The sequence below is a fragment of the Archangium sp. genome, from assembly GCF_036388035.1.
Taxonomy (GTDB): Bacteria; Myxococcota; Myxococcia; order Myxococcales; family Myxococcaceae; genus Archangium.
The window spans coordinates 1-11888 of the sequence record NZ_DASVSO010000973.1; the positions used below are offsets into that span (position 1 = coordinate 1).

The 11888-nt window shown below is 69.6% G+C and carries 10 protein-coding genes; 5 read left to right on the forward strand and 5 right to left on the reverse strand.

The genetic code is table 11. From position 1 onward, the window contains the following. Window positions 1-1461: ATP-binding protein (locus VF697_RS40220; protein ID WP_331103607.1), on the forward strand; the 1461-nt coding region annotated here is incomplete at its 5' end. 11 nt (window positions 1462-1472) lie between these two features. Here the strand turns inward: VF697_RS40220 and VF697_RS40225 are convergent. Further along, window positions 1473-2264 carry a hypothetical protein gene (locus tag VF697_RS40225; protein ID WP_331103609.1) on the reverse strand — a complete coding sequence of 264 codons (792 nt, stop codon included), beginning with the start codon at window positions 2262-2264 and terminating at the stop codon, window positions 1473-1475. A 340-nt stretch (window positions 2265-2604) separates the two neighbouring features. Between VF697_RS40225 and VF697_RS40230 the strand changes: the two genes are divergently transcribed. Then, on the forward strand, window positions 2605-2859 hold the full coding sequence (locus tag VF697_RS40230; RefSeq protein WP_331103611.1) for a mersacidin/lichenicidin family type 2 lantibiotic: 255 nt from the start codon (window positions 2605-2607) through the stop codon (window positions 2857-2859). A 26-nt stretch (window positions 2860-2885) separates the two neighbouring features. On the opposite strand, the gene VF697_RS40235 is transcribed toward VF697_RS40230, so the two are convergent. Together VF697_RS40235 and VF697_RS40240 are read right to left on the reverse strand one after the other, a co-directional pair. Then, a complete protein-coding gene (locus VF697_RS40235; RefSeq protein WP_331103613.1) occupies window positions 2886-4085 on the reverse strand; it encodes a cytochrome P450 in 1200 nt (399 codons plus the stop codon). Between the two features lie 93 nt (window positions 4086-4178). Continuing rightward, window positions 4179-5369 carry a hypothetical protein gene (locus tag VF697_RS40240; protein ID WP_331103615.1) on the reverse strand — a complete coding sequence of 397 codons (1191 nt, stop codon included), beginning with the start codon at window positions 5367-5369 and terminating at the stop codon, window positions 4179-4181. A 107-nt stretch (window positions 5370-5476) separates the two neighbouring features. Here VF697_RS40240 and VF697_RS40245 point away from each other — a divergent pair, with 107 nt between their 5' ends. Further along, window positions 5477-6940: an ELWxxDGT repeat protein gene (locus tag VF697_RS40245; RefSeq protein WP_331103617.1), complete on the forward strand. Its 1464-nt coding sequence runs from the start codon at window positions 5477-5479 to the stop codon at window positions 6938-6940. A gap of 21 nt (window positions 6941-6961) precedes the next feature. Here VF697_RS40245 and VF697_RS40250 read toward each other — a convergent pair whose 3' ends face one another. Both VF697_RS40250 and VF697_RS40255 read right to left on the reverse strand, forming a co-directional pair. Continuing rightward, complete coding sequence (locus tag VF697_RS40250; RefSeq protein ID WP_331103619.1) at window positions 6962-7621, reverse strand: DUF4142 domain-containing protein; 660 nt, start codon at window positions 7619-7621, stop codon at window positions 6962-6964. Window positions 7622-7751: 130 nt separating this feature from the next. Then, entirely contained in the window at window positions 7752-9614 is a 1863-nt protein-coding gene (locus VF697_RS40255; protein WP_331103621.1) for a hypothetical protein, read from the reverse strand. Between the two features lie 111 nt (window positions 9615-9725). On the opposite strand from VF697_RS40255, the gene VF697_RS40260 reads away from it, so the two are divergent. Further along, window positions 9726-10580 carry a lysophospholipid acyltransferase family protein gene (locus VF697_RS40260; RefSeq protein WP_331103622.1) on the forward strand — a complete coding sequence of 285 codons (855 nt, stop codon included), beginning with the start codon at window positions 9726-9728 and terminating at the stop codon, window positions 10578-10580. A 19-nt stretch (window positions 10581-10599) separates the two neighbouring features. Further along, entirely contained in the window at window positions 10600-11544 is a 945-nt protein-coding gene (locus tag VF697_RS40265; RefSeq protein ID WP_331103623.1) for an SDR family oxidoreductase, read from the forward strand. Window positions 11545-11888: the final 344 nt, after the last annotated feature.

Genomic DNA, 11888 nt, shown 5'->3' on the forward strand with positions numbered 1-11888 from the left:
AAGCTCGCGGCCTTCAGCGGCATCCTGCTGCTCAACTCCCTCCTGGCCTTCCTGCTGGCCCGCTACTACTCCCGTCCGGTGCACCAGCTCCACCTGGCCGCCCAGGCGCTGGGGCGCGGCGAGATGGAGCGGCGCGTCCACATCGCGACGGGCGATGAGCTGGAGGCGCTCGGCGGGGCCTTCAACGAGATGGCGGACCAGCTCACCCAGCGCCAGGAGCGGGAGCTGGCGCTGGCCCGGATCAGCCAGGCCCTCGTCACCGAGCTGGAGCTGGAGCGCATCGCCCGCGTGGTCATCGAGCAGAGCATCAACACCCTGGGCGCCGACGCCATCGGGCTCTGGCTGGCGGAGCCGGAGCGCCAGGAGCTCACCCTGCTGGCCTCGCACCGGCTGACGGAGGCGGCGGAGGCGGGCGTGCGCCACCTCTCATTCGATGCGCCCCAGCTCTTCGCGCGTGCCGCCCGGGAGGAGCGCATCCAGGTCATCGAGGATCTCCTGGCGGACGGCGCATCCCCGCGCTCCGAGCAGCTCTCCCGCGAGGGAGGGTTCCGCGGGCTGGTGGCGGTTCCCCTGCACTCGCGCGAGCGTCTGGTGGGGGTGATGGCCTACTTCACGCGCGCCCCCTGCCACGTCTCCGCGGGGGCGCTGGAGTTCCACACCCTGGTGGGCCGGCTGTTCGCCGTGGCCATCGAGAAGGCCCGCCTGTTCCAGGAGGTGCGCACGGCGCTGCGGCTGCGCGAGGAGTTCATGTCGGCGGCGGCCCACGAGCTGAAGACGCCGGTGACCACCATCCAGACCTGGGCGGAGCTGCTGCTCTCCCTGGAGGCGCTCACGGCCCGCCAGCAGAAGGGGCTCACCACCATCGCCCGCAGCACCCGGCGGATCACCCGGCTGGTCGAGCACCTGTTCGCGGCCATGCGGATGGCTCCCGGGACCGCGGCGTTGGAGCGCCAGCGGTTCGATCTCCACGGGCTGTTGAGGGAGCAGGTGGAGAAGCTCGCGCGGACCACGGAGAACCCCCTTCGCCTCGAGGTCTCCGGCCCGCTCTTCATCCACGCCGAGCGCCAGCTCGTGGGAGAGGTGGTGGCCCACCTGGTGGAGAACGCCCTGCGGTACTCGCCTCCGGGCGCGCCCGTCGAAATCCGGACGTGGCACACGGACGGCGAGGCCGTGGTCTCGGTGCATGACGAGGGGCCGGGGATTCCGCGGGAGCGCCAGAGCTACGTCTTCGAACCCTTCTACGAGCCACTGCCTCCCGGGTCGCCGGGTTACACGGGGGTGGTGGAGCTGGGGCTGTACCTGAGCCGGCAGATCGTCGAGGCGCACGGAGGCCACATCTGGCTGGAGAGCGCCCCGGACGAGGGCTCGACGTTCTGCTTCAGCCTCCCGCTGAACGCCGCTCCGGCCGCGAGGGACTCCCACGCGCACGGCCAGGAGGGCGGCTCCACCTCTTCCCACTGACGCGGGGAACTTCAGGCCGACCGGGCCCACTGCTCCAGCTGGTCCCTCAGGACCTGCACCGCCCGGGCCGGATAACGCTCCATCCGGTGCGCGAGCTGCTCCTCCGCGAAGGAGAGGAGTTGCCGGGCGCAAAGGCCAGGCTCTCGCAGCAACAGCTGCTGGAGCGTCCGCCCCTGCTCCGGGAACTCCCGCTCGAAGCGGCGGAACGGGTCGAGGTTGTCGAGCTGCTTCTCGCTTCCCGTGGGCAGACAGTGCGCCAGGATTCGCAGCAGATGACCCAGCGCATGCTGCTTGATGAAGGACGACCCGCTGAGCACCTCGCCACGCGCGACACGTCCCGAGCCGACCAGCAGCGCCGAGAGGAAGATGGCGAAGGTGCGCTCCACGTCGAAGGAGGCGGCCTCGGTGGCGGACGTCGTGCGCAGGTGCCGCAGGTCGGCCTCGAGGTGCGCGCGGTCGAGCAGCACGCGATAGTCATTCACCCGCGCCAAGTGCAGCTCGGCCTCGTCGAAGATCGCGAACTCCAGCAGGTGGGCATCGTCATAGAGCACCTTGAGCCCATGCGCCGTCTCGCGCACCTTCAGGACGATGCGCTCGCTCTCGGGCAACCAGCTCAGGTCCTGGCGGAATGACTCCTGTGCACCCGAGCGCGTGATCACGAAGAAGTCATGGTCCGACCACGCGTCTGGTGTACGCCCGAGCTCGGCCATCGACCCCACCGCGACGAGTCCCAGCACGCGCGCATCGGACTCCAGCCGGGCTCGCAGTCGTTGAGTGAAGGAACGGTAGAGCGCCAGGTCCATGGAGGGCTCATTACCAGGGTGGTGGCCGCGGGTCCCTGGGCGCGCAGCGGAATTGGCGTGAGTCCGACACCTCGGGAGCGCAAGATGAGGCCTGTTGGAGCACACCGCCCGGGAGCCCTGGAAGTGTTCCGTGAGCTATGTCGCGGTCGAGCCCGAGAAGTTCCTAACACCTGCTCGGCCGCTCGCCGCGCTCGCCACGCCAGTTCGCGCGGGACCACGTGGCCCACTGGCGCTGAACCGCCTGGGCCCCGACGGGCCCCACGTCACAACCGGCACACGGGCACTCCATCCACCTGGACGTGTCCTCTCCTCCCGGGGAGGGCCCACCAGGAGGAACAGCATGCGAGCAGAGACGATCATCCGTGCCTGGAAGGATCCGGAGTTCCGCGCGAGTCTCACCTCGGAGGAGCGGGCGGCGCTCCCCGAGCTCCCGTCGGGCAAGCCGGTCACCGAACTCGACGAGAGCGAGCTGTCGGACGCCGTGGGCGGCCGCGGCCGGCCGCCTCGCGGGTGTCACCCGCGTGAGTTCACCGACGTGCCGTGCAGTGCGATCGACGCCTGTCCCAGCGCCCTGGGCTGCACGATGGCCCTCTGACGGCTCGCGGGCCGGTGGTTCCTTTCTCAGCGTGCCGGGATGGCCCGAAGGGGGAGCTCCACCGGCCCGCGAATCCCGAGCGAGTGGTTCCATTTCAGCGCCTCCTGGGAAAGGACGAAGCCCTCGCAGCGGGCGAACAGCTCCCCCAAGCCGAGGTGCGCCTCCATCCGGGCCAGCGGCGCGCCCAGACAGAAGTGCACGCCGTGGCCAAAGGCCATGAGCTGCGACGTGCGGCGCTCGAGCACCAGTTCCTCCGCTCGTTCGAAGTGCCGCTCGTCCAGGTTGGCCGAGCCCAGCATCACCGCCACCGGCGCGTACGCCGGCAGCTTCACCCCGGCCAGCTCCACCTCCTGGGTGGTGAGTCGCAAGGTGATTTGAAAGGGGGAGTCCAGGCGCAGCACCTCCTCCACCAGCGCGGGGAGGAGCGCGGGAGTGGCACGCACGCGGGCGAGCACCTCGGGGGCCTGGGCCATCCTCCGCACCGTGTGGCCGAGCAGGTGCACCGTCGTCTCCAGCCCGCCCACCAGCAGCACCGTGCCGAAGGCGACCAGCTCCGCGTCGGTGAGGCGCCGGCCCTCCACCTCGGCGACCAGCAGCTCGCTCATCATGTCCTCGCGGGGCCGGGCCCTCCGGTCCGTGATGACCTCGCGCAGGAAGGACTGGAGCTCCGAGAGACTGCTGCGCAGGTAGGCGATGCGCTCGGGGGGCTCCGGCACGCTGGCGGTGATGCTGATGATGTCGTCGGACCACTGCTTGAGCTTGGAGCGCAGCCTGGCCGGGAAGCCGAGCAGCTCACCGATGACGAACGCCGGCAACGGGAGGGCGAAGGCCTGGACGAAGTCCACCTGCTGCCGGCGGCGCACGTCCTCGGCCAGCTCGCCAGCCACCTGGCGGATGTTCGTCTCCAGCCGGGCGATCGTCTTGTGCGTGAAGGCGTGGCTCACCAGGGCGCGCATCGCGGTGTGGTGGGGCGGATCCATGGTCAGGATCGACTCGGACAGGGGATTGCCGACCCCCGCCAGCCACTCGGGGCGCATGATCTGCTGGAGGAAGGCGGAGGAGAACAGCTTCGGGTTCTTCAGCACGTACTGCACGTCCTCGTGGCGGCTGATGGCCCACAGTCCGCCCGGCTCCACCTGCTGGATGGGCTCGCGCCGCAACCGGGCGTAGAAGGGGGACGGGTTCGCCCGGAACTCGGGCGACATCACGTTGATGGGCTCGCGCATGGGGCAAGTCTCCTCGAGTGAAGCCACGGCTCCAGGCTGTTCATAATGACAACCCCACGCGCGCACAGGCCGCGCCCGTGCTCCGCCTGCTTGTCACCTGTCGGGCCCTTGCCCCGCCGGGTACTGGGGAGCTGCTGGCGCCGCGCCCCTGGGGGGCTGCGTCATCAGCGTGCGGGCGGCGATCTCCGTGAGCGTGTAGAGGATGAAGGCGTCCTGATCGTCGATGGGGCGCTCGTCCTGCAGGGCGTGGATCTTCTTCCGCCGCTCGTTGAGGGCCGAGAAGATGTTGTCCTCGAAGCGGCCGATGAGCCCATGCTGGCGGCACGCCCCCACCAGCTCGCCCAGCGTCGCGCGGCTCACGTCCTTGCCGCCCACGCTCGTGACGGGCGGCTCATGGGCGGCCAGGAAGCCGCGCAGCAGCCGCTCGCAGCAGCGCGCGCATGCCACCACCACCTTCTGCGGCTGGCGCTCCTCGAGCGCCAGGCGGGCCGAAGCCAGCTCCTGCAGCAGTTCCAGGTCATTGCTCTGCCAGGTGAAGAGCGAGATGGGCAGGGCGAGGGCGTCGGTCCCCAGGGAGGTGAGGGTGAGCTGCGGGCCGTGCTGCTCGTCCACCACGTCCAGGTAGCCGAGTGCCACCAGCTTTCGCAGCCGCAGGTTGAGATCCCGCGTCCCAATGGCCACGTCGTTGATCATCACCGCCGCGACGTCGCTGCCGCTCTGGGCCACCAGTTGCAGCACGCGATAGTCGAGCGTGTCGAGCGGCGTGCGGGTGGACAGCAGGGGGCCGGCTCCCTCGAGCGCGCCCCGCGCCGAGAGCACCACCCGCGGATCGAAGCCCGCCAACCAGCTCTGGTGGTGCAGCACCACCGGCACCAGGCCCACCCCCACCACCGCCAGCAGCAGATCCGCCCAGAAGCTCGGCAGCGCGAAGCGCTCGGGCCAGACGACGAGCAGGAAGCCGTCGAGCGCCACCAGGACCTGGAAGCTGTTGCAGAAGACGGGGTAGAGACGCAGCAGCGCGCGGTGCTGGTACACCGACACGTCGGTGAGGCTCAACCGCACCAGGACCAGCACGGCGGGGTAGGCCCCCGCGAGCACGAACAACCCGCCCAGCCGCGCCAACAGCCGCACCTGCGCCAGCGTCGAGGCCTCCACCCAGCCTGGGAAGGTGAGCCGTGCCACCAGGGGTGTCGCCACGCCCAGCGCCACCACCGTGAGGATGGCCGCGGCCCTCTGGTCGCGCAGGCTCCCCAGGTCCAGATGCTTGCGTCCGACGTTCTCCATGGACGTGAAGCATAGCCCGAGCGCGTGCACCCCAGGGCTTACGGAGCGGGCTGGGTGAAGGTGATAATCGGCGAGCGACAGGGACGGACTTCTTCAAGAGGCGCGAGATGTCGATGCGTAAGGCGGCGGGGCTGCTCGCCGCGTTCGGAGTGTGGGCCGGGTGCAACCGAGAGAAACCCCCAACCGAGGTGCCTCCTCCCGCGAGGCAGGCCACCTCCGAGAAGCAACCCGCCTCGCCCCCGGTGGACGCCGAGACAGCGCTCTCCCAGGAGCCGCTCTTCGCCACCAGCCTGCTGGAGCTGGGCGGCGCGTTGTATGGCGGGCTGAGCTTCTCGGTGTCGCGCGCGGAGCTGTGGCGGACGGACGGCACGCCCAAGGGCACGTGGCGGGTGGTGGATCTCGCTCCCGGAAGGGAGGGCGCGGCGGTCCAGATGCTCGGTGCGAACGGCGGGTTGCTCTACTTCACGGCCCCCACGCCCGAGGCGGGCACGGGAGTCTGGAGGAGTGACGGGACGGCGACGGGCACCCGGCTCCTCTTTCCCCTCGAGCTCCTGGTCTCCAGGTTGTCCTTCGCCACGGTGAAGGGCAGGGCCGTCATCCTCGTCGAGGCCTTCCAGTCGAGGAGTCGGGAGCTGTGGAGCACCGATGGCACGCCCGAGGGGTCTCGGCCCCTCCTGGGCCGCTGGGAATCCCGGGACGAACTCCAGGAGCCCTCGGGGCTCGCGGTGCTCGAGGGGCGGGTGTACTTCAGCGCCCATGACCGGGACGCGGGGACCGAGCTGTGGAGCTCGGATGGCACGCCCGAGGGCACGCGGCGGGTGAAGGACATCGTCGCGGGGCCCTATGGCTCCTCGCCCACGCACCTCACGACCCTGGGCGGGAAGCTCTACTTCCGCGTCGACATCTCTGGCACCCAGGAGCTGTGGACGAGTGACGGCACACCCGAGGGCACGGAGCGGATCGAGCCCCTGCCCGGACATGTGCCCTCGGAAGGATGGGTGCTCGCGGGCAACACCCTCTTCTTCGAGCTCGTCCCCAACGATGGGGGCGCCGTCGAGCTCTGGAAGGTCGATGGGACGTCCTGGGGCGCGGTGCGGTTGGGAGCGCTCGCCTCCGCGGACAAGAGCCGCATTCCCCAGCGGCTCGGGGCGCTGGGCGGGAAGGTGTTCTTCTGGAACCACACCCCGAAGACGGGGACGGAGCTCTGGACGAGCGATGGCACCCGCGGGGGCATGTCCTTGCTGAAGGACCTGGCTCCAGGCCCCGCGAGCTCCACCCCGAGAGAGTGGGCCGTCGTGAACGGAACGCTCTACTTCCAGGCCACCACGCCGGGGCTGGGCTTCGAGCTGTGGAAGACGGACGGCACGCCCGAGGGCACGGTGCTGGTGAAGGATCTCATCCCGGGAGTCGAGGGCGGCGATCCCAGACCCGTCGCGTCGCTCGGGGGCACGCTCTTCTTCAACGTCTCCAGGCAGGGCAGGGGCGAGCTGTGGCGGACGGATGGCACCCCCCAGGGCACGGTACCGATGCGCGTCCTGGAGCGCTTCGTGCCCAAGCCCGACAAGAAGTGAGGGGGAGTGCCGTGGGGCCGCTCAGTCGCCGATGAAGCCCTTCAATGTCTCGACCTGGTGCTGGTGGCTGTCGATCACCGGCGCGGTCCTGCCGAGGAACACCGCCAGCGTCGTGTCGTCTCGGAAGTCGTCCAGGCCCTCGTCGACGAGCTTCTCGCCCCACTCCTGGCCCCTCTTCACCTCCGCCAGGAAGGCCCTGTCGAACTCGCGGCCACTCAGGCCCGCCAGCGCGTTGCGCTTCTCGATGAACTCCATCACCTGCTCGTCGTACTTCTTGTTGTACTTCTCGTCCCCCTTCTCCACGCCCCGCTTGATGCCCTCGGCGCCCGCGCCGCCGGTGCCCAGCTCCTGGGTGGACAGGTCCACCATGGCCAGCGACATGGTCTTGGACTCGGCCAGCGTCTCCAGGTCGTCCTGGTTCCGCTGGTGGTCTCGGATGAGCTCCTGCGCGAAGCGCCGCACCTCCGGGTCGTTGGACTGCTTCAGGGCGATGTGGCCCAGGACGATCTGCTCCTGGTTCAGCAGGGAGAGCTGATCGGCGAAGCGGACCTTCTGCGCGAAGGCCTCGCCCACCTTCTCACCCCGGATGCGTGCCTGTGTCGCCTCGTCATGGGCACAGCCCGTGCCCAGGCCCACGACCGCCAGCAGCCCCGCGCTCCACAGGAATCGCCGCATCCTCATGTCCCCACCTCCTTGGCCGAGTGGACGCAGCAAAGCTGGGGCATGAAGTGTGAGCCCACAAGCGCTTGGAGCAGGCGGCGCGGTGGGAGCCAGCCCATGGCTGCTTGTCCCCCCCGCCTTCGGGGGCAGGTCAGAACAGGAACGCGGCGCCAGCGAGGAAGGTCGGCGCGGAGAGGGTCCGCTCCCCCCCGGGCGCCTGGAGGGCGTCGAGCTGGCCCCGGGCGAATAGGCGGAGGAAGCGCGTCACGTCCATCTGTCCCTCGGCGTGGGCCCTGAGGTCCGCGAGGGACGAGAGCCCAATCCTGTCGCGGCTCCACCCCAGGCCGATCCCCGCGCTTCCCCCAGCGACGATGCCGAGCCGGAGCCGCTCTCCGAGCCACAGCTCCGCGCCGGCCTCGAGCGACAGGCGGGTGACGTGCACCCCCTGGAACGTGCCCGTGTCGGAGAGGGGGAGCGCCGCCTTGTACCCGAGCGCGTCCAGCGCGAGGGCCGCGAACACGCCCACCCGCTGCCGCTCGCCGAGGCGCGTCCCCCGCCTTCCGCGGACTCCCGCGACGGAGGCCTCGACACCCAGCCTCCGGTCCAACTCCAGGAACCGCGTGAGCCGCACCGGCGCGAACGCCAGACCGACGGCCAGCGTGTCGCCCGTGGTCGCGTTGTTCAGCTCGAAGCGTCGCTCCACCGGGGTGAGGCGGAGGTCGGCATAGGGGAGGGTGGCCTGGTGGAAGGGCCCGCCCGCCGCGAGCGTCCCGTCGAGCGAGGCCCAGAGGAGGTACTCCGGGGTCCGCACCGTATCCCACGCATCTTCCGGCACCACGGTCTCGCGGAGCATGAACCGCACCCGGAGCAGGGCGTTCCCATCGGAGCCGGCCCCCTGGTGCCAGCCACCGCCGACCTCGCCCGTGGGCCGGAAGATCGGCTCGTCGAAGCGCGGGGTCTCATACCGAGGTGCTGGCTCGGGGCTTTCTTCCGGAGCCTCCGCTTCGCCGCCGCCGAAGTCTGGCCGACTCCGCTCGCAGGCCGCCCAGACGGAGTAGTCCTCCTGACGGGGCACCTCTCCGCGGGCGAGCAATTCCCGGACGTAGCGGGTGCTGAAGTCGTCGGCTCTGCTCGGGTAGCGCGCGTAACGCCGGTAGTGCTCCACGAAGGCGTCACTGTCGAGCCTCGGGCAGTAATCCCGCCGGAGATTGGCCCGGACTTCCCTCCAGCGCTTCGGCGTGAAGGCGGAGTTGTTGTAGGTCTCGTCGAGCTGTGGGGAGACGTACTCGCGCCAGTCGAACGGACGCGTCAGCCGCCAGCCCTCCGAGGTCTTCAGGAGCCGCGGGCTTTCCTCCTGGCACAGGCCCCGGTAGAAGAGGAACCCCTGGTAGTTGGCCTCGAGGTCGCCGAACGAGAAGACCTCCGTCGTCTCGAGTCCGAGCGAGCCGGACTCCGTCTCCACCCCGTAGCGCACCATCCGCTCGAGGGCCTCGCGCTCGGGGACACCCTCCTTCAGCGCTTCGCGGAAGCGCTGGTGGTACTTCCATCCCGTCTTGAAGAAGTGGGAGAGCTTGTCCGCGCCCAGGTGGACCCCGGCGACGCTGAACGTCGCCTTGACCCCGAAGGTGAGCCCCCAGTCCCACAAGCGCCTGTTGCGGTAGATGGAGTCCTTGTTCTTGAAGCGCTCATGCTCCTCGTTGGACGGCACGCGCTCGATGCGGGGCGAATGCTCCGCCCAGAGCTCGATCTTGTGCAGCCCCGAGATGCGGAAGCGCTGGTAGACGCGGTGGGCGACGTCCTCGCAGGAGGCGCGCTCCCAGCCCCCTCGCCGGTTCACCAGGTCCACGGCCCCCAGCAGCTCGCGATTGACCTTCTCGTTGAGGGCGCTCAGCGAGTCCCGCGGCCGCTTGTCGACCGCGAAGTACTGGTCCGTCTCGGTCGCATGGGCCGTTCCCGCCGCCCCGGCTCCTACGGCCAGGACTCCGAGCCATCTCCATGGATGCGCTGAACCCACCCGTCCCTTCTAAGGGGCCCTCGGTCGAAGCGCCAATGCGGGCGTGAAATCCATCCGCTGGCGGACACGGATGCCCTCCCAGAGGGAGAGGGGATGGTGTAGACACGCCCCATGCTCGAGCAGCTCTCCGACAAGGTGAAGCAGGAGCTCCGGGAGTGGACGGAGCGCATGGTGGGGCCGGAGCGCAAGGAGCGCCTGCAGGCGCTCGCCCGCACCGGCAATGAGTACGGGGTGGATCCGTTCGGCTTCAACCTCGACTACAGCCTCTCGGCGCTCGCCCCCTTCTTCTGGCTCTACCGCAACTACCACCGGGTGGAGGCCTACGGTGCCGAGAAGGTGCCCAAGGGCCGCGTCCTCCTCGTCTCCAACCACTCCGGCCAGCTCCCCATGGACGGCGCCATGATTGGCGTCGCCCTGCTGCTGGAGGCCGATCCGCCTCGCGCCATCCGCAGCATGGTGGAGAAGTGGGTGCCCTCGCTGCCGTACGTCTCCACCTTCATGGCCCGGGTGGGGCAGATCGTCGGCACCCCGGAGAACTGCCGGCGCCTGCTGGAGTCCGACGAGGCCATCCTCGTCTTCCCCGAGGGCGTGCGCGGCCTGGGCAAGCTGTGGCCCCAGCGCTACCAGCTCCAGGACTTCGGCCTGGGCTTCATGCGCCTGGCCCTGGAGACGAATACCCCCATCGTCCCCATCGCCGTGGTGGGCGCCGAGGAGCAGGCCCCCGCCCTGATGGACGTGAAGCCCCTGGCGAAGCTGCTCGGCTTCCCCTCCTTCCCCCTCACCGTCACCGGGCTGCCCCTGCCCCTGCCCACCAAGTACCGCATCTACTTCGGCGATCCGCTGCGCTTCACCGGCCGCCCGGACGACGAGGACTCCGAGCTGGACAAGAAGGTCCGCACCGTGAAGTCCGCCATCCAGTCCATGCTCAACCAGGGACTCAAGGAGCGCCAGGGCGTCTTCTGGTGAAGCCCCCGGCACGCGCGCCATGAATCAGGATCCTTCGAAGAGACCGGCCGTCGTCGTCACCGGCATCAGCGGCAACCTGGGCCGGACCCTGGCCAAGCTGCTGCACAAGCACGAGCGCATCATCGGGATCGATCGGCGCCCCTTCCTGGGCAAGCCGAAGGACATCGAGATGCACCAGTTGGACTTGCGCAAGAAGAAGGCCGAGGACGTCTTCCGCAAGAACGACATCCGCGCCGTCATCCACATGGGCATCATGCACGACCCACGCATGAGCGAGGAGGAGCACCACTCCTTCAACGTGGTGGGCACCACGCGCCTGCTCGAGTACTGCGCCCGCTACAACGTGCCCAAGGTGGTGGTCCTCTCCTCGGCCAACGTCTACGGCCCCAGCCCGGACAACTCCAACTTCCTCACCGAGGACGCGCCGCTCATGGCGGCCAGTCGCTTCTCGGGCGTGCGCGACCTGATTGAAGTCGACATGCTCGCGCACGGCTTCTTCTGGAAGCACCCCACCATCCAGACGGTCATCCTCCGGCCCGTCCACATCGTGGGCCCCACCATCAAGAACGCGCCCAGCAACTACCTGCGGCTGCGCCGCCCATGGGTGCTCGCGGGCTTCGATCCGATGGTGCAGCTCATCCACATGGAGGACGTGGCGCGCGCCATGGTGGAGGCCGCCCTGCGCCCCGAGCCCAAGGGCGTCTACAACGTGGTGGGCCCCGGCGAGGTGCCCCTGTCCTCCATCCACCGCGAGCTGGGCCACACCGCCATCCCCGTGCCGCACCCCGTGGCCCGGCCCCTCCTGGGCCTCCTCTTCAAGTACCGGCTGGCCAACTTCCCGCCCCCCGAGCTCGACCACATCCAGTTCCTCTGCAACGTGGACGGCGGCCGCTGGCTCAAGGACGTGGAGTGGAAGCCCCGCTACTCCATGCGCGAGACGATCCGCGCCGTCGTCGGCGAGTAAGGGGTTCTCCTGACGGGCCTGTCAGGGGGGAACTCCACGGGGCCCGGAGGGAGTCCTGACACGGCTGTCATACCCAGGCCCTTTTCACAGGGGGGCTTCCGGGAGCTGGACTCGCAACCCCCTGATTTTCCGGAGGGGGGCGACGGACGAGGGGCTGGCACCCGCATTGCTCTAGAGGCAGGCATGGTCAGGTGGCTCCATAGGGGGGCCACCGACGCCCACCGCCTCGGCCGGCCCCGAGACGGTGGGCGTTTTTTTTTTTCAGGGCAGCTCGCCGTCGAACGGGCCCCCGACCTGCCGCTCCAGCAGCCACGTCCCGTCCCGATAGATGAACTCGGAGGTGA

What these genes read in the sequence shown, in the direction of transcription:
- VF697_RS40225 (WP_331103609.1), bottom strand. Translation starts at nt 2,264, where the DNA reads ATGGACCTGGCGCTCTACCGTTCCTTCACTCAACGACTGCGAGCCCGG.
- VF697_RS40230 (WP_331103611.1), top strand. Translation starts at nt 2,605, where the DNA reads ATGCGAGCAGAGACGATCATCCGTGCCTGGAAGGATCCGGAGTTCCGC.
- VF697_RS40235 (WP_331103613.1), bottom strand. Translation starts at nt 4,085, where the DNA reads ATGCGCGAGCCCATCAACGTGATGTCGCCCGAGTTCCGGGCGAACCCG.
- VF697_RS40240 (WP_331103615.1), bottom strand. Translation starts at nt 5,369, where the DNA reads ATGGAGAACGTCGGACGCAAGCATCTGGACCTGGGGAGCCTGCGCGAC.
- VF697_RS40245 (WP_331103617.1), top strand. Translation starts at nt 5,477, where the DNA reads ATGTCGATGCGTAAGGCGGCGGGGCTGCTCGCCGCGTTCGGAGTGTGG.
- VF697_RS40250 (WP_331103619.1), bottom strand. Translation starts at nt 7,621, where the DNA reads ATGAGGATGCGGCGATTCCTGTGGAGCGCGGGGCTGCTGGCGGTCGTG.
- VF697_RS40260 (WP_331103622.1), top strand. Translation starts at nt 9,726, where the DNA reads ATGCTCGAGCAGCTCTCCGACAAGGTGAAGCAGGAGCTCCGGGAGTGG.
- VF697_RS40265 (WP_331103623.1), top strand. Translation starts at nt 10,600, where the DNA reads ATGAATCAGGATCCTTCGAAGAGACCGGCCGTCGTCGTCACCGGCATC.